The organism is Streptomyces sp. NPDC048349, from assembly GCF_040651925.1.
GTDB lineage: Bacteria > Actinomycetota > Actinomycetes > Streptomycetales > Streptomycetaceae > Streptomyces.
Map to the genome: position 1 here is coordinate 1 of NZ_JBEZLA010000049.1, position 16,239 is coordinate 16,239.

Below are 16,239 nucleotides of genomic sequence, written 5' to 3' on the forward strand. Positions count from 1 at the left end.
GCCGGGCGGCGGTCCGCCGTCGAGGGTGCCGTACACCTCGGTCTCGAACAGCGAGTAGCCGTAGGTCGTGCCCCCTCCCCGGCCCCGTCCCAACTCCCGTCCCCGCTCCCCGTCCCCTCTCCCGTTCCCGAGGTACCGCGCAGTGAGTTCCGCACCGCCCCCCATACCCGTCACGGTCGTCGGCCTCGGCGCCGACGGCTGGGCCGGGCTCACCGCCGCCGCGCGGACCGCGCTGTCCTGCGCCGAGGTGCTGATCGGCGGGCCGCGCCAGCTGGACCTGGTGCCGGCCGACGCGTGCCCCGGTGAGCGGGTGGCGTGGCCGAGCCCGCTGCGGCCGGCCGTGCCGAAGCTGATGGCCGAGCACGCGGGCCGCCGGATCGCGGTGCTGGCCAGCGGCGACCCGATGTTCTACGGAATCGGCCGCGCCCTCGCCCAGGAGCTCGGCCCGGACAGCCTCGCGGTCCACCCGCACCCCTCCTCCGTCTCGTACGCCTGCGCCCGCCTGGGCTGGCCGGTGGAGGACACCGAGGTGGTCACGGTCGTCGGCCGCCCCGTGGCCCGGCTCGCGGCCGCCCTGTACGAGGGACGGCGGGTGCTGGTGCTCAGCGCAGGAGCGGCGTCCCCGGACGAGATCGCCGCTCTGCTTCGAGCGCGGGGCTTCGGCCCCAGCCGGATCCGGGTGCTGGAGCAGCTCGGCTCCGAGCGCGAGGATGCGTACGAGGGTTTCGCCGACGGCTGGGACCACCCGCCCGGCGATCCCCTGAACGTGGTGGCCGTGGATTGCCGCCGGGATCCCGCCCACCCGGCGCCGCGGCTCGGCGCGACCCCCGGCCTGCCGGACGCCGCCTACGAACACGACGGGCAGCTCACCAAGCGCCGCGTGCGCGCCGCGACCCTGTGCGCCCTGGCCCCGGCCCCCGGGGAGCTGCTGTGGGACATCGGCGGCGGCTCCGGCTCCATCGGCATCGAGTGGATGCGTACGCACCCCTCGTGCCGGGCGGTGGCCGTGGAGCGCGTCCCGGAGCGTGCGGACCGCATCAAGCGCAACGCGGCGGCGCTCGGTGTGCCCGGGCTGCGCGTGGTGGTCGGCGCCGCACCCGACGCGCTCGGCGGGCTCCCGGCTCCCGACGCGGTGTTCATCGGCGGCGGGCTGACCGCGCCGGGGCTGCTGGACGCGGCCTGGGCGGCGCTGGCCCCCGGCGGCCGCCTGGTCGTCAACACCGTCACCCTGGAGTCGGAGGCGGTCCTCGCCGACCGCTACCGGCGCCACGGCGGCGAACTGGTGAAGCTGTCGGTCGCGCACGCGGTGCCGGTCGGCGGCTTCACGGGCTGGCGGCAGGCAATGCCCGTCACCCAGTGGTCGGTTACCAAGGAAAAGGATCAGGACCAGACATGACCGTGTACTTCATCGGTGCCGGCCCCGGCGCCGCCGACCTGATCACGGTGCGCGGTGCCCGGACGCTGGCCGCCGCCCCCGTCTGCCTCTACGCGGGCAGCCTGGTCCCGCGCGAACTGCTGGCCGAGTGCCCGCCCGACGCCCGGCTGGTCGACACCTCGCAGCTGACCCTGGACGAGATCATCGCGGAGTGCGTACGGGCGCACGCGGCGGGCCGGGACGTCGCGCGGCTCCACTCCGGCGACCCCTCGATCTTCAGCGCCGTCGCGGAGCAGATGCGGCGCCTCGACGCGGCCGGCATCCCCTACGAGGTCGTCCCGGGCGTTCCGGCCTTCGCCGCCGCGGCCGCCGCGCTGAAGCGGGAACTGACCGTCCCCACCGTCGGCCAGACGGTGATCCTGACCCGCATCGCCCAGCAGGCCACGCCGATGCCGCCCGGCGAGGACCTGGCCACGCTCGGGCGCAGCGGCGCACTGCTGGTGCTGCACCTGGCCACCCGCTACGTGGACCGGGTCGTCGGCGAACTGCTGCCGCACTACGGGGCCGAGTGCCCGGTGGCGGTGGTGGCGATGGCCAGCCGCCCCGACGAGCTGATCCTGCGCGGCACACTGGCCGACATCGCGGCGCAGGTGAAGGAGGCGGGCCTGGTCCGCACCGCGGTCATCGTGGTGGGCCGCACGCTGGGCGCCGAGCAGTTCCGTGACAGCCACCTGTACTCCCCCGAGCGCGACCGGCATGTCTGCTGAACCGGGCGGCGGGCCGGAGCGGCACGTCCTGATCCTGGGCGGTACGACGGAGGCCCGCCGCCTGGCGGAAGCGCTGGCCTCAGCCGGTACGGGCGCCGGGGTCGCTGCGGGAGCGGCCGCCGCCCCCGGCGCGGGCGCGGTCCAGCGGGGGGCGGCGCAGACGGTCCGGGTGACCACCTCGCTGGCGGGGCGGGTTGCCGCCCCCGTGCTCCCGCCGGGCGAGACGCGGATCGGCGGCTTCGGCGGGCCCGCCGGGCTCGCCGCGTGGATCAGCGCCCACCGGGTCACGCACCTGGTCGACGCCACCCACCCCTTCGCGGAGCGGATGAGCTTCAACGCCTCCGAGGCGGCGGCGCTTTCGGGGGTCCCCCTGCTGGCGTTGCGCCGCCCCGGCTGGACGCCGGCTCCCGGCGACGCCTGGACCTGCGCGGACTCGCTCGCCGACGCGGCCGCGCTGCTGCCAGCCCTCGGCGCGCGCGTCTTCCTCACCACCGGCCGGATGGGCCTGCACAGCTTCGCGCACCTCACCGACACCTGGTTCCTGGTGCGTTCCGTCGATCCCCCGGCCGCGCCGGTGCCGCCGCGGCTGGAAGTCCTCCTGGCCCGGGGCCCGTTCACGCTGGATGACGAGCGCGAGCTGCTGGCCCGCCACCGGATCGACCTCCTGGTCACCAAGGACAGCGGAGGCTCGGCCACCTCCCCGAAGCTCACCGCCGCCCGCGAGGCGGGAATCCCGGTCCTCGTCGTACGCCGCCCCCCGGTCCCCGAGGGCGTGCCGGAGGCGGACTCGGTGGCCGGGGCACTGCGCTGGCTGCGCTACGATCGCGCGCACTGATCGTTCAGGTGTGCGATACGCGAGGGGGCGGTGGGACATGGGGTCCGGCGGCAGAATCTCCGGGGCCGTGACGGCCCTGCTGGTCGGCGGCCTGCTCGCCGGCGGATGCTCGGGCGGCGGACCGGCCGGGAAGCCGGCCGCGGTCCCGACGACGAGCGCCCCGGCCGAGCCGTCCGGGTCACCGACGGCCTCCTCCGCGTCGCCGTCGCCCACGCAGGCGCCGTCGGCCGCCGCGACTCCCGTGCCCACGAAGGGGCAGGAGTCGCGGCGGCCGACCGCAACGTCCCGGCCGACCGCGCAGCGAACCGCGTCGGTGCCGCAGAACCCGCACCGCGGCCCGACCCCGCCACCGGCACCGCCCAAGCCGCCGATCGAGCCCTGGACCCCGACGCCGTTCGACCCGAACGACCCGTCGATCCCGAAGGTGACCCTGCCTCCGCTGCGCTAGTGCTCAGGCCGGGTGAGGGGCCCGCTCACGGGTAGCGGCGCGGTGTCCACGTGATCCGCGAGCCGTCGGCCCGCTCGGTGACCTGCGTCTGCGAGGAACCGATCAGCAGGAGCGTGCGCATGTCCACCTCGGACGGCTCCAGTTCGGCGAGGGTGACCGTCCGCACCGACTGCTCCGGTCCGCCCACGTCCCGCGCGACGACCACCGGGGTCTCGGGGGCGCGCAGTTCCAGCAGCAGTTCGCGGGCCTGCGCCACCTGCCACGTGCGGCTGCGCGAGCCGGGGTTGTAGAGGGCCAGGACCAGGTCCGCGGAGGCGGCCGCGCGCAGCCGCTCGGCGATGACCTCCCACGGCTTGAGCCGGTCCGACAGGGAGATGGTGGCGTAGTCGTGGCCGAGCGGGGCGCCGGCCGCGGCGGCCGCCGCGTTGGCCGCCGTGACCCCGGGCAGGACCCGTACGGGCACCTCCTTGTACCCGTCCTGCCCGGCGACCTCCAGGACCGCCGTGGCCATGGCGAACACCCCCGGGTCGCCACCGGAGACGACGGCCACCCGCTGCCCGCGGCGGGCGAGGTCGAGGGCGAACTCGGCGCGCTCGGACTCCACCTTGTTGTCGGAGCCGTGCCGGATCTGGCCCGGCTTGACGGGGACCCGGTCCAGGTACGTGGTGTACCCGACGAGCACCTCGGCGTCGGCCAGCGCCCGCCGGGTCTCGGGGGTCAGCCACAACGGTCCGGCGGGGCCCGTCCCGACGACCACGACCTCGCCGGGCCCGGACGGCACACTGCCCGGGTTGCCGATCCGGCTGGGCACGACGGCGACGGCGAAGTACGGCACGGACTGCGGGTCGGTGTCCGCCAGGACTCCCGTCCGCTCGCCGGCCATGGTGGCGCGCTCCACGTAGCGGGCCTCCGCGAGCCGGCCGCTGCGCTCCATCGCCCCGCGCACCGCCGGGAAGGTCCGGCCGAGCTTCATCACGACCGCCGAGTCGGTGGCCGCCAGGCGGGCGGTGAGCTCCTCCTCGGGCAGCGTGCCGGGGAGGATGGTCAGCACCTCCTCGCCCTCCACGAGCGGGGTGCCGAGCCGGGCGGCCGCGGCGCTCACCGACGTCACACCGGGAATCACCTCGGTCTCGTACCGGTGCGCGAGCCGCTTGTGCATGTGCATGTACGAGCTGTAGAAGAGCGGATCGCCCTCCGCGAGCACGGCGACGGTCCGGCCGGCGTCCAGGTGCACCGCCAGCCGCGCGGCGGCGGACTCGTAGAACTCCTCCATCGCGCCCTGGTATCCGCCCGGGTGGTCGGTGGTCTCGGTGGTGACCGGGTAGACCAGCGGCTCCTCGATCTGGCTCTCGCGCAGGTGCTCCGCGGCGATCGACCGGGCGATGGACCGCCCGTGCCGCGCGCTGTGGTAGGCGACGACGTCCGCCGCGCCGATCACCTGGACGGCCCGCAGCGTCATCAGGTTCGGATCGCCGGGCCCGAGCCCGACCCCGTACAGCCGCCCCTTGCTTGCCGTGTCGCTCACGTCGCTCATTCGGCCACGCTCGCAATGGCGTTGATCGCGGCGGCGGCGATGGCGCTGCCGCCCCGCCGGCCCCGCACGATCAGGTGGTCGAGCCCGGAAGGGTGCGCGGCGAGGGCGTCCTTGGACTCGGCGGCGCCGATGAAGCCGACGGGCACACCGATGACGGCGGCGGGACGCGGCGCGCCCTCCTCGATCATCTCCAGCAGCCGGAACAGCGCGGTCGGCGCGTTGCCGACGGCGATCACCGAGCCCTCCAACAGGCCCCGGTCGCGCCAGACTTCGAGCGCGGCGGCGCTGCGGGTGGTACCCGTCTTCGCGGCGATCTCCGGCACGGCCGGGTCGGACAGGGTGCAGATCACCTCGTTGTCGGCGGGCAGCCGCTTGCGGGTGACCCCGCTGGCGACCATCTGCACGTCGCACAGGATCGGCGCCCCCGCCTCGAGCGCGGCCCGGGCCCGCAGCACCACCTCGGGCGTGTAGCCCAGGTCCTTGGGCAGGTCGGTCATCCCGCAGGCGTGAATCATGCGCACCGCGACCTGGGCGACGGAGGCGGGCAGCCCGGAGAGGTCCGCCTCGGCGCGGATCGTGGCAAAGGACTGGCGGTAGATCGCGGCGCCGTCCTTCTCGTACTCGAACACTGTGTACTCGCTCATTTCTTCACTACGTCGGGATCGGTGCGGGCGTCCGCGAGGACCGCGGGAAGTTCGGGGGCCGGTACGCCGTGCCGGGCGGGCCGGCCGGGGGCGCCGACCCGGTAGCCGCCGCCGGGAGCCGCGACCACGTCCACCCAGGCGGTGCCGCGCGGGTGCCCGCAGCGGCGTTCACAACCGGACCAGTGCACGGGCAGCGCTCCGCGCGTCCGCCGTACGACGTCCCGCGCGTCGGCGCGCACGTCGGCGAGGGACTTCGCGCAACCGGGCTTGCCGGTACAGGCGCTGACGGACCGCCAGGGGTCATCGGGGTCGGTGACGAGTCCGGGGTCGACCGGCGGGGCGCTGGCGACGACGATGCTGCGCCACGGGGTGATCCGCAACGCGCCGGGCAGCGTCCGCCATTGGGCAGTGGTGAGCCGCCCCAGGGGGACCAGCACGCACAGCGCCTCCCCGTGGGCCCCGGGCGCGGGGGGCGGCGCGTACGGCCGCGGCGCATCGGCGACGTACCGGGCGGGAATCCCGGAGTCGGCCAGCAGCACGGCCAACTCCGCGGCAGCCAGGGCATGTTCGGCGGGCAGTTCGGCGACGCGCCAGGCGTGGGTCCCCGCCTCGGCGACGGCGTCGAGGAAGCGGTGGGCGGCGATCAGAGCGGCCCTGGGCGCGTCCCGTTCCGCGACCTCGACGGCGTCGCGGGCCGCGCCGAGGCGCAGCAGCGTACGGCCGCCCGCGTCCGGGCCGAGCAGGGTGACGTCGGGATCAAGGGCGGCGACGTCCCCGCGCCCGTCGTCAACGGCGAACAGGAACCGCCCGGACAGGGCGGCGGCCTTCGGGTCGGCACAGAGCAGCGCATCGAGCGCCCGCACCGGGCCGGGGTCGGCGAGCGGGGTCGCGACGATGTTCCGCACTCGCTCGTGCGAGGGGGCGGGCAGCAGTCCGGCCCCGTCGAGCAGCTCGGCGAGTGCGGCGCCGCAGCCGTCGGGGAGCCCGCGCAGCTGCACGTTCCCCCTCGAGGTCAGCTCGAGGTGCCCGTCCCCGAACCGGTCGGCGGCCAGCGCCAGCGCGGCGGCCTGCGGTGCGTCGAGCAGCCCGCCGGGGATCCGTACGCGGGCCAGGAACCCGTCGTCGGCCGCGTGCAGCCGCAGCGCGCCGGGGCAGGCGTCACCGCGCTCCCGTATGACGGGTTCGTCCCGCGATGCGGCGGCAGGGGGCTGTGACATGGCGGCGAGCATACCCACGATTCCCGTCCCCCGACCTGTGTCCGTCACCACCCCACCCCCTCCGACCAGCCACATCCAGCCCCTCCACCCCATCTCAACTCACCAGACCCCACCGACTCCCCCGCCGCCCGAGCAACCGGATCCAACTCCCGGCCCGCCGCCGCCCGAGGCATACCAGCCAACATCCGCTCCGTCGGCGCCAGAGCCACGGAGGCCAACATCCTGCCCCGCCGCCACCCGAGCCGCGCAGGCCACCATCCGACCCCACCGCCCCCCGAGCCGCGCAGGCCACCATCCAGCCCCGCCGGCGTTTGAGGGGGGGGTCCGGGGCGGAGCCCCGATCTTTCAGCCCCCGCCCGCGCTTGGGGCGCGGGCCCCGCGGCCGAGCCCCCGTCTCCAGCCCCGCCGGCGTTTGAGGCGCGGGGTCCGGGGCGGAGCCCCGATCTTTGAGCCCCCGCCGGCGCTTGGGGCGCGGGGCCCCCGCGGCCGAGCCCCCGTCTCCAGCCCCGCCGGCGTTTGAGGCGCGGGGGCCCGGGGGCAGAGCCCCCGCAACGGCGCCGCACCCGCAAACCCGCCCCCCACCCCCGCACCAGCGCAAACCCAACCACCCCCCACCTCCCGGCAAGGGCAACCGCCCCCTAGGATGATCCCCGGCGGAGCCACACGGCCCGCCATCGCCGAGGACGGCGACATGGGAGGAAGCCCGGTGCAATTCCGGCGCGGTCCCGCCACTGTGAACCCCGCGGAGCGACCCGCTCGGCCGGGGTGAGCCAGGAACTCCCGCCGTCCTCACTGCCCGGGGCGCGGAAACCCCGAGGAAGGCCTGCCGCCGCATGATCCTGCTGCTGTCGACGTCCGACACCGATCTGCTCAGCGCCCGTGCCGCGAACACGGCCGACGGTCCCGTCCCGTACCGGTTCGCGAACCCCTCCCGCCTTCCCCTCGACGACCTCCCCGGCCTCCTCGACGGCGCCGACCTGGTCGTCGTACGCCTCCTCGGCGGCCTCCGCGCCTGGCAGGAGGGCCTCGACCTGCTCCTGGCCCCCGGCCAGACCCGCCCGGTGGTGGTGCTGACCGGCGAACAGGCCCCGGACGCCCAGCTGATGGAGGCCTCCACGGTGCCGATCGGCATCGCGGCCGAGGCCCACGGCTACCTCGCGCACGGCGGCCCGGCCAACCTCGACCAGCTGGCCCGGTTCCTCTCCGACACCGTCCTCCTGACCGGCCACGGCTTCGAGCCGCCCGCCGCCGCCCCCACCTGGGGCCCCCTGGAGCGCACCACGGAGCAGCCCCACCGGACCCCCGGCACGGACACCGCCGCCGCCCCCAAGGTCGCCGTGCTCTACTACCGCGCCCACCAGATGAGCGGCAACACCGCCTTCGTGCACGCCCTGTGCGAGGCCATCGAGGCCCACGGCGCCGAGCCCCTCCCCCTCTACGTCTCCTCCCTGCGCACCCCGGAGCCGGAGCTCCTCGCCGCGCTGACCGGCGTCGACGCCGTCATCACCACGGTCCTCGCAGCCGGCGGCACCCGCCCCGCCACCGCCTCCGCCGGCGGTGACGACGAGTCCTGGGACGCCGGCGCCCTCGCCGCCCTCGGCGTGCCGATCCTCCAGGCCCTGTGCCTGACCGGCTCCCGTACCGCCTGGGAGGAGAACGACGAGGGCCTGTCCCCCCTCGACGCCGCGACCCAGGTCGCCGTACCCGAGTTCGACGGCCGCCTGATCACCGTCCCGTTCTCCTTCAAGGAGCTCGACGAGGACGGCCTGCCCGCCTACGTGGCCGACCCCGAGCGGGCCGCCCGGGTCGCGGGGATCGCCGTACGCCACGCGCGCCTGCGCCACATCGCGCGCCGCGACAAGAAGATCGCCCTCGTCCTGTCCGCATACCCCACCAAGCACTCCCGCATCGGCAACGCGGTGGGCCTGGACACCCCGGCCAGCGCGGTGGAACTCCTGCGCACCCTGATCGCCGAGGGCTACGACTTCGGTCCCGTCCCCGAGATCCCCGGCCTGGTCTCCGGCGACGGCGACGAGCTGATCCGGGCCCTGATCGAGGCCGGCGGTCACGACCAGGACTGGCTCACCGAGGAGCAGCTCGCCCGCAACCCGGTCCGCATCCCGGCCGCCGACTACAAGCGCTGGTTCGCCGAACTCCCCGCCGACCTGCGGGCGAGCGTCGAGGAGCACTGGGGCGAGGCCCCCGGCACCATGTTCGTCGACCGCTCGGCCAACCCCGAGGGCGACATCGTCCTGGCGGCCCTGCGCCGCGGGAACCTCCTCATCCTCATCCAGCCGCCGCGCGGCTTCGGCGAGAACCCGATCGCGATCTACCACGACCCGGACCTGCCGCCCTCGCACCACTACCTGGCCGCGTACCGCTGGATCCAGGCGCGCACCGAGGACGGCGGCTTCGGCGCCGACGCGATGATCCACCTCGGCAAGCACGGCAACCTCGAGTGGCTCCCGGGCAAGAACGCCGGCCTCTCCGCCTCCTGCGCGCCCGACGCGGCCCTCGGCGACCTCCCCCTGATCTACCCGTTCCTGGTCAACGACCCGGGCGAGGGCACCCAGGCCAAGCGCCGCGTGCACGCGACGCTCATCGACCACCTCGTCCCGCCCATGGCGCGCGCCGAGTCGTACGGCGACATCGCCCGCCTGGAACAGCACCTGGACGAGTACGCCCAGATCGCCGCGATGGACCCGGCCAAACTCCCGGCCATCCGCGCGCAGATCTGGACCCTGATCCAGGCCGCGAAGCTCGACCACGACCTGGGCTTGGACGAGCGCCCGGACGACGACGGCTTCGACGACTTCCTCCTGCACGTCGACGGCTGGCTGTGCGAGGTCAAGGACGCCCAGATCCGCGACGGCCTGCACGTCCTCGGCGGCGCCCCGGCCGGCGAGTCCCGCGTCAACCTGGTCCTCGCGATCCTGCGCGCCCGTCAGATCTGGGGCGGTACGACGGCCCTTCCGGGCCTGCGCGAGGCGCTGGGCCTCGACGAGTCCGCGGCCACCCGTACCTCGGCGGACGCCGTCGAGGAGCAGGCCCGCGCCCTGGTCCAGGCGATGGAGGACGCGAACTGGTCCCTGGACGCCGTCCCCTCGGTCGCGGCGGGCCACTCCCCGGAGGTCGCGGCGGTCCTGTCCTTCGCGGCCCGCGAGGTGGTCCCGCGCCTGGCCGGCACGACGGACGAGATCGCGCACGTCGTCTCGGCCCTGGACGGCTCGTTCATCCCGGCGGGCCCCTCCGGCTCCCCCCTGCGCGGCCTGGTCAACGTCCTGCCGACGGGCCGCAACTTCTACTCGGTGGACCCCAAGGCCGTCCCCTCCCGCCTCGCGTGGGAGACGGGCCAGGCCCTCGCGGAGTCCCTCCTCACCCGTTACCGCACGGACAACGGCGAGTGGCCCGCCTCCGTCGGCCTGTCCCTGTGGGGCACGAGCGCGATGCGCACCGCGGGCGACGACGTCGCGGAAGCCCTGTCGCTGCTCGGCATCCGCCCGGTGTGGGACGAGGCCTCGCGCCGCGTGACCGGCCTGGAGGCGATCCCCCTCGCCGAACTCGGCCGCCCCCGCATCGACGTCACCCTGCGCATCTCGGGCTTCTTCCGCGACGCGTTCCCGCACGTCATCGGCCTCCTGGACGACGCGGTCCGGCTGGCGGCGTCCCTGGACGAGCCGCCCACCGACAACTTCATCCGCGCCCACGCCCAGGCGGACCTGGCCGTCCACGGGGACGAACGCCGCGCGACGACCCGCATCTTCGGCTCCCGCCCCGGCACGTACGGCGCGGGCATCCTCCAGCTGATCGACTCCCGGGACTGGCGTACGGACGCCGACCTGGCCGAGGTCTACACGGTCTGGGGCGGCTACGCGTACGGCCGCGGCCTGGAGGGCCGCCCGGCCCGCGACGAGATGGAAACGGCCTACAAGCGCATCACGGTGGCCGCGAAGAACACCGACACCCGCGAGCACGACATCGCGGACTCGGACGACTACTTCCAGTACCACGGCGGCATGGTGGCCACGGTCCGCGCCCTGCGCGGCACGGCCCCGGAGGCGTACATCGGCGACTCCACCCGCCCGGAAACGGTCAAGACCCGCACCCTGGTCGAGGAGACCTCGCGCGTCTTCCGCGCCCGCGTGGTCAACCCCAAGTGGATCGAGGCGATGCGCCGCCACGGCTACAAGGGCGCCTTCGAACTCGCCGCCACGGTCGACTACCTCTTCGGCTACGACGCCACGACGGGCGTGGTGGCGGACTGGATGTACGACAAGCTCACGGAAACCTACGTCCTGGACCCGGAGAACCGCGCCTTCCTCGAGGAGGCCAACCCCTGGGCCCTGCACGGCATCGCGGAACGCCTCCTGGAGGCCGAGTCCCGCGGCATGTGGGAGAAGCCGGACCCCCAGATCCTCGAATCCCTCCGCCAGGTCTACCTGGACACGGAGGGCAACCTGGAGGGCGAAGCGGACAAGTAGCCGCCGCCAAGCCGGATCAAGGAGTTCATCACCGGACACGAGGCGGTTACCCACGCGGCGGGCGACGCACTGCGCGCCCTGGACGCCTCGGACCTCCCCGAGGCCGGGCCCCGAGGCCCGCGCCCCGATCCCGGACATGCAGGCCGTTCTCCTCGCCCACTCGAAGGGCGAGGAGGACGGCCTGTTCGCCGTCCGGGGCGGAGCATGCGGCACCGTCCAGGGTCCCCCGCAATCCCTCGAAGGGGGTCATGCCCACCTGCGAGTGGTTCGAACGCCGCGTCACGGTGCGCGCTCCGCCCGCCCCTTGGGGTCCGCACGGGCATCGGAACTCTGTGCGGGCGTTCGCCCCCTCAGGCCCGTGACGCGCCTCTGAGCAGCCACGTTCTTGCGTCGTCAGATCGCGGCCGCGGCACCTCGGGAGGAATCTTGCGATTCGTGCACGTTCATGTGGCGTTCGACCCGGCAGTGGGCGGGGGTGGCCGCGGATGAGGCTCCTCAAGCGGCCCGCGCCCGCCGAGCCCGCCGTCTCCGCGAGTGAGCAGCGGCTCTTCGGCGGGCCCCTGCGCTACGACGCCGGCTGGGCCAACCACGACTACGCCCGGCTGGAGAGCCGGCTCCTGACCACGCTGCGGTCCATGCCCCGGATGGCCGGCGGGACGCTGCGGCTCGCGTGGGACACCGACCGCCGGGCCCTGCTCACGGTCGCCTTCGCCGAGGCCGGGCAGGGGGTCACCTCCGCCGTCGGGCTGCTCGTCCTGAGCCGGGTGCTCCGTACGCTGCTCGACGCGGGCACTGCCGCCGACCGGCTGCACGGCGCCCTGCCGGCCCTCGCCGCGGGCGCGCTGGTCGCCGTACTGGGCGCCGTGCTGGCCTCGTGGTCCACGGCGGCCGCCGGGCGGCTGGAGCCCAAGGTGGAGCGGGCCGCGCACGAGCAGTACCTGCAGGCGGCCGTCGAGGTGGAGCTCGAGGCCATCGAGGACGGGGAGTTCCGGCGGCTGCTCGACAGCGCGCAGTGGGGTCCGCCCTCGGCCCGCCGGACCGTCGGGGCCTGCGTGGCCACCCTCGGAGGGCTGATCTCCCTGGTCGCCACCGCCGGGGTGCTCACGGTGCTGCACCCGCTGCTGCTGCCGATGCTGCTGCTGATCGCCGCCCCGCGCGGCTGGGGCGCGATGCGGGTGGCCCAGCGCCGCTACCTTTCCATGATCACCTGGGTGGAGCACGTCCGCGCCGCCCGGCTCATCGGCCAGCTGCTGATCTCCCGTACGTCGGCCCCCGAGGTTCGGGTGCACGGCGTCGGGCGCTACCTCCTCGGCCACTACCGCAACATGGCCGAGCACGCCGAGGGCGAGGCCACCCGCCTCGCCCGGGACAAGGCGGCCACCGAACTGCTCGCCGCCGCGCTCTCCGGCGTCGCGGCCCTCGTCACCTACACGGCGATGGGCGCGCTCATCGCCACCGGCCGGATGGACCTCGCCGTCGCCGGCACGGCCGTGATCGCGGTGCGCACCGGCTCGGCCAGCCTCGGCGCGCTCGTCGCCACCACCAACACCCTGCACGAGGAGTCCCTGTACGTACGGGACTTGGAACGGTTCGTCGCCGAGGCCGGCCGCCGCGCCGTCCCGGCCGGCGGAGCGCCGTTGCCCGAGCGGCTCGGCACGCTGAGGCTCGAGGACGTCTCCTTCAGCTACCCGGACCGTGACGAGCCCGCCCTGAGCGGCGTCTCCCTCACCATCGAGGCGGGCAGCGTCGTCGCGCTGGTCGGCGAGAACGGCTCCGGCAAGAGCACCCTGGTCAAACTCCTCGCCGGTCTGCACCTGCCCGATTCGGGTGCGCTGACCTGGGACGGGGTGGACGTCCGGGAGGCCGACCGGGAGCAGGTATTCGACCGGGTCTCGCTGCTCACCCAGGACTTCGAGCGCTGGCCGGTGACCGCCCGTACCAACATCGCCATCGGCCGGCCCGGTACCGAGGCCGAGGACGGATCCCCGGAACAGAGCGCCGACGTGGTGGCCGCAGCCGTGTACGCGGGCGCCGACCGGCTCGTCGAGAAGCTCCCGCACGGCTACGAGACGCTGCTCGCCCGGATGTTCAGGGGTGCCTCGGAGCTGTCCGGCGGCCAGTGGCAGAAGTTCGGGCTGGCCCGCACCCGCTTCCGCGACGCCCGCGTCCTGGTCGTGGACGAGCCGACCTCGGCGCTGGACCCGGAGGCGGAGATCGCCGCCTTCGACAGCATCCGCGGCCTGGCCGGGCCGCAGCGGGCGGTCGTCCTGGTCACCCACCGGATGTCGGGGGTGCGGTACGCCGACGTCATCTACGTGCTGCACGAGGGCCGGCTCGTCGAACAGGGCAGCCACGAGGAGCTGCTGGCCCTCGGCGGCCGCTACGCCACCATGTTCCGGATCCAGGCCGCCCAGTACAGCGACGGCGAAAGCGCCGGCAGCGACAGCGACAGCGACAGCGACAAGTCCCGGCAGGAGGTCCCTATCCCGCTCCAGGCCACCGCGCCGCGGAACGACCCGTCCGTCACCTGAAGCAGTGAACTCCCCCTTAGCCCAAGGCCACCACGGGTAGGGCACTGCTGATCTCGTGCGGGGGGCCGGGCCCGCCGGCCCCCCGCACCCATGGACGAAAGGCCGACCCTGCCGTGACGCAGCCGTTCCAACTGCCGGATTTCTATGTGCCTTATCCGGCGCGACTGAACCCCCACCTGGAGGACGCGAGGGTCCACACCAAGCAATGGGCGCGCGCACTCGGGATGCTGGAAGGTTCCGGCGTCTGGGAGGAGAGCGATCTCGACTCGCACGACTACGCGCTGCTGTGCGCGTACACCCACCCCGACTGTGACAGCGACGCCCTGTCCCTGGTCACCGACTGGTACGTCTGGGTCTTCTTCTTCGACGACCACTTCCTGGAGATGTACAAGCGCTCGCAGGACCGCGACGGCGCCAAGGACTACCTCGACAAGCTCGCCGCCTTCATGCCGATGGATCTGGCCGACGGCTTCCCCGAGGCCACCAACCCCGTCGAAGCGGGACTCGCGGACCTCTGGAGGCGGACCGTTCCCGCCATGTCATCGGACTGGAGGGAACGGTTCTCCGAATCCACGAGGAACCTCCTCAACGAGTCCATGTGGGAACTGGCCAACATCAACATCGGCCGCGTCGCCAACCCGCTCGAATACATCGAGATGCGCCGCAAGGTGGGCGGCGCCCCCTGGTCGGCCGGCCTGATCGAGTACGTCTCCGCCGAGGTCCCGGCCCGCGTCGCGCACTCGCGGCCGCTCGGTGTGCTGCGCGACGCTTTCTCCGACGCCGTGCACATCAGGAACGACATCTTCTCCTACGAACGCGAGGTCGCGGACGAAGGCGAACTCTCCAACGCCATCCTGGTGCTGGAGACCTTCCTCGGGTGCACCACCCAGGAAGCCGCCGAGGCCTCCAACGACCTGCTCACCTCACGCCTCCAGCAGTTCGAGCAGACCGCGCTCGCCGAGCTCCCCCAGCTCTTCGCCGACCACGCCATGGACCCGGCCGAGATCGCCGCCGTCCTCGCCTACGCCAAGGGCCTGCAGGACTGGCAGTCGGGCGGCCACGAGTGGCACATGGTCTCCAGCCGCTACATGAACAAGGAGGCCCGGCCCACCGCCCCGCTCACCCTGCCGTTCCTGCCGTCCGGCCGCGGCACCACCGCGCTCGACCTGCGGTCCGTCTTCACCCGGCGCTCGATGGAGATGCGCCGGCGCTCCTTCACGCACGTCCCGTTCGAGCGCACCGGCCCGTCCGTGATCCCCGACGTCTACATGCCGTTCGCGCTCACCCTCAGCCCGCACGTGGACCTCGCGCGCGAGGGCTCCGTCGCCTGGTCCCGGCGCATGGGCCTGCTGGATCCGCAGCCCGGCGACCCCGGGTCCGCCATCTGGGACGAGGCGAAGCTGCGCGGCTACGACTTCGCGCTCTGCTCGGCCGGCATCGACCCCGACGCGACGCCCGAGGCGCTGCTCCTCAACGCCTGCTGGCTGACCTGGGGCACGTACGGCGACGACTACTACCCCGTGGTCTTCGGGCAGGCCAAGAACCTCACCGCCGCCAAGGCGACCACGGCGCGGCTGATCGCCATGATCCCGGTGGACCACGCCGAGCAGGCCGAGCCGGTGACCGCGATGGAGCGCTCACTGGCCGACCTGTGGGTGCGCACCAGCGCGGAGATGGCCCCGCCGGTCCGCGCCGAGTTCCGGGCCACGCTCGTGTCCATGCTGGAGAGCTGGGTGTGGGAGGTGGAGAACCAGATCCTCAACCGCATCCCGGACCCGGTGGACTACGCGGAGATGCGGCGCCACACCTTCGGTTCGCACCTCACGATGTACCTGTGCCGCCTCGGCCAGGCGGGGCGGGGCATCCCCGAGGAGATCTACCGGTCCGGGACCATCCGCTCCCTGGAGAACGCGGCGGCCGACGCCGCCTGCATGATCAACGACGTCTTCTCCTACCAGAAGGAGGTGGAGGTCGAGGGCGAGGTGCACAACTACGTGCTCGTCACCCGGAACTTCTTCGACATCGGCTACCCGGAGGCCCTGCACATCTGCCATGCGCTGATGACCCAGCGCATCGAGGAGTTCGAGCACATCGTGGCCCGTCAGCTGCCGCTCCTCTACGACGACTGGAAACTGGACGACGAGGCCCGGGCCGGGCTCGACGCCTACGTGGGCGAGCTCCAGGACTGGCTGGCGGGCATCCTCAACTGGCACCAGAAGTGCCGCCGTTACCGCGAAGAGGACCTGCACCGGATGCCCGACGGCCTGTCCTCGCGGGTCTGGGGCGCCGACTTCGGCATGTCCGCGGCGAGGGTGGCGCTGCCGTCCTGAGCCGGGGGCCGGGGGCGGACCGCTCGCCCGCCCCCGGCCCGCCCCGGCCGCCCGGCCCGCCCCGCACCCCCGCGCCT

Annotated in this window: 10 protein-coding genes and 1 riboswitch; of the genes, 7 read left to right on the plus strand and 3 right to left on the minus strand. The window is 74.1% G+C overall.

Annotated elements, in window-relative coordinates; all coding sequences use genetic code 11:
* Positions 1-142: 142 nt before the first annotated feature.
* From cbiE to AB0D44_RS24570, 4 genes are all read left to right on the plus strand, one after another.
* Positions 143-1,396 (plus strand): precorrin-6y C5,15-methyltransferase (decarboxylating) subunit CbiE, encoded by a 1,254-nt coding sequence (gene cbiE, locus AB0D44_RS24555; RefSeq protein WP_362594704.1) that lies wholly within the window; start codon positions 143-145, stop codon positions 1,394-1,396.
* Positions 1,393-2,142 carry a precorrin-4 C(11)-methyltransferase gene (gene cobM / locus AB0D44_RS24560; RefSeq protein ID WP_362594706.1) on the plus strand — a complete coding sequence of 250 codons (750 nt, stop codon included), beginning with the start codon at positions 1,393-1,395 and terminating at the stop codon, positions 2,140-2,142. Before cbiE ends, cobM begins: the two co-directional genes overlap by 4 nt.
* A complete protein-coding gene (locus AB0D44_RS24565; protein ID WP_362594708.1) occupies positions 2,132-2,977 on the plus strand; it encodes a cobalt-precorrin-6A reductase in 846 nt (281 codons plus the stop codon). The genes cobM and AB0D44_RS24565 overlap by 11 nt, the downstream gene beginning before the upstream one ends.
* Before the next feature lie 67 nt (positions 2,978-3,044).
* Positions 3,045-3,425: a hypothetical protein gene (locus AB0D44_RS24570; RefSeq protein ID WP_362594710.1), complete on the plus strand. Its 381-nt coding sequence runs from the start codon at positions 3,045-3,047 to the stop codon at positions 3,423-3,425.
* A 25-nt stretch (positions 3,426-3,450) separates the two neighbouring features.
* On the opposite strand, the gene AB0D44_RS24575 is transcribed toward AB0D44_RS24570, so the two are convergent.
* Genes AB0D44_RS24575 through AB0D44_RS24585 form a run of 3 tightly spaced genes read right to left on the minus strand, consistent with a single transcriptional unit; the run spans position 3,451 to position 6,820 of the window.
* A complete protein-coding gene (locus AB0D44_RS24575) occupies positions 3,451-4,959 on the minus strand; it encodes a precorrin-2 C(20)-methyltransferase (RefSeq protein WP_362594712.1) in 1,509 nt (502 codons plus the stop codon).
* Positions 4,956-5,603 (minus strand): precorrin-8X methylmutase, encoded by a 648-nt coding sequence (locus AB0D44_RS24580; protein WP_362594714.1) that lies wholly within the window; start codon positions 5,601-5,603, stop codon positions 4,956-4,958. The genes AB0D44_RS24575 and AB0D44_RS24580 overlap by 4 nt, the downstream gene beginning before the upstream one ends.
* Positions 5,600-6,820: a cobalamin biosynthesis protein CobG gene (locus AB0D44_RS24585; protein ID WP_362594716.1), complete on the minus strand. Its 1,221-nt coding sequence runs from the start codon at positions 6,818-6,820 to the stop codon at positions 5,600-5,602. The genes AB0D44_RS24580 and AB0D44_RS24585 overlap by 4 nt, the downstream gene beginning before the upstream one ends.
* Positions 6,821-7,515: 695 nt before the next feature.
* A riboswitch (cobalamin riboswitch) is annotated at positions 7,516-7,600 on the plus strand.
* Positions 7,601-7,653: 53 nt separating this feature from the next.
* On the opposite strand from AB0D44_RS24585, the gene cobN reads away from it, so the two are divergent.
* The 3 genes from cobN (at position 7,654) to AB0D44_RS24600 (ending at position 16,162) form a co-directional block, all read left to right on the plus strand.
* Complete coding sequence (cobN, locus tag AB0D44_RS24590; protein ID WP_362594718.1) at positions 7,654-11,301, plus strand: cobaltochelatase subunit CobN; 3,648 nt, start codon at positions 7,654-7,656, stop codon at positions 11,299-11,301.
* Between the two features lie 485 nt (positions 11,302-11,786).
* Positions 11,787-13,832, plus strand: coding sequence for an ABC transporter ATP-binding protein (locus AB0D44_RS24595; protein ID WP_362594720.1), 2,046 nt, complete (start codon positions 11,787-11,789; stop codon positions 13,830-13,832).
* Between the two features lie 113 nt (positions 13,833-13,945).
* The gene (locus AB0D44_RS24600; protein WP_362594722.1) at positions 13,946-16,162 is read left to right on the plus strand and encodes a germacradienol/geosmin synthase; all 2,217 of its coding nucleotides are present in this window, start codon (positions 13,946-13,948) and stop codon (positions 16,160-16,162) included.
* Positions 16,163-16,239: the final 77 nt, after the last annotated feature.

What these genes read in the sequence shown, in the direction of transcription:
- cobM (WP_362594706.1), top strand. Translation starts at nt 1,393, where the DNA reads ATGACCGTGTACTTCATCGGTGCCGGCCCCGGCGCCGCCGACCTGATC.
- AB0D44_RS24580 (WP_362594714.1), bottom strand. Translation starts at nt 5,603, where the DNA reads ATGAGCGAGTACACAGTGTTCGAGTACGAGAAGGACGGCGCCGCGATC.
- AB0D44_RS24595 (WP_362594720.1), top strand. Translation starts at nt 11,787, where the DNA reads ATGAGGCTCCTCAAGCGGCCCGCGCCCGCCGAGCCCGCCGTCTCCGCG.
- AB0D44_RS24575 (WP_362594712.1), bottom strand. Translation starts at nt 4,959, where the DNA reads ATGAGCGACGTGAGCGACACGGCAAGCAAGGGGCGGCTGTACGGGGTC.
- AB0D44_RS24565 (WP_362594708.1), top strand. Translation starts at nt 2,132, where the DNA reads ATGTCTGCTGAACCGGGCGGCGGGCCGGAGCGGCACGTCCTGATCCTG.
- cobN (WP_362594718.1), top strand. Translation starts at nt 7,654, where the DNA reads ATGATCCTGCTGCTGTCGACGTCCGACACCGATCTGCTCAGCGCCCGT.
- AB0D44_RS24585 (WP_362594716.1), bottom strand. Translation starts at nt 6,820, where the DNA reads ATGTCACAGCCCCCTGCCGCCGCATCGCGGGACGAACCCGTCATACGG.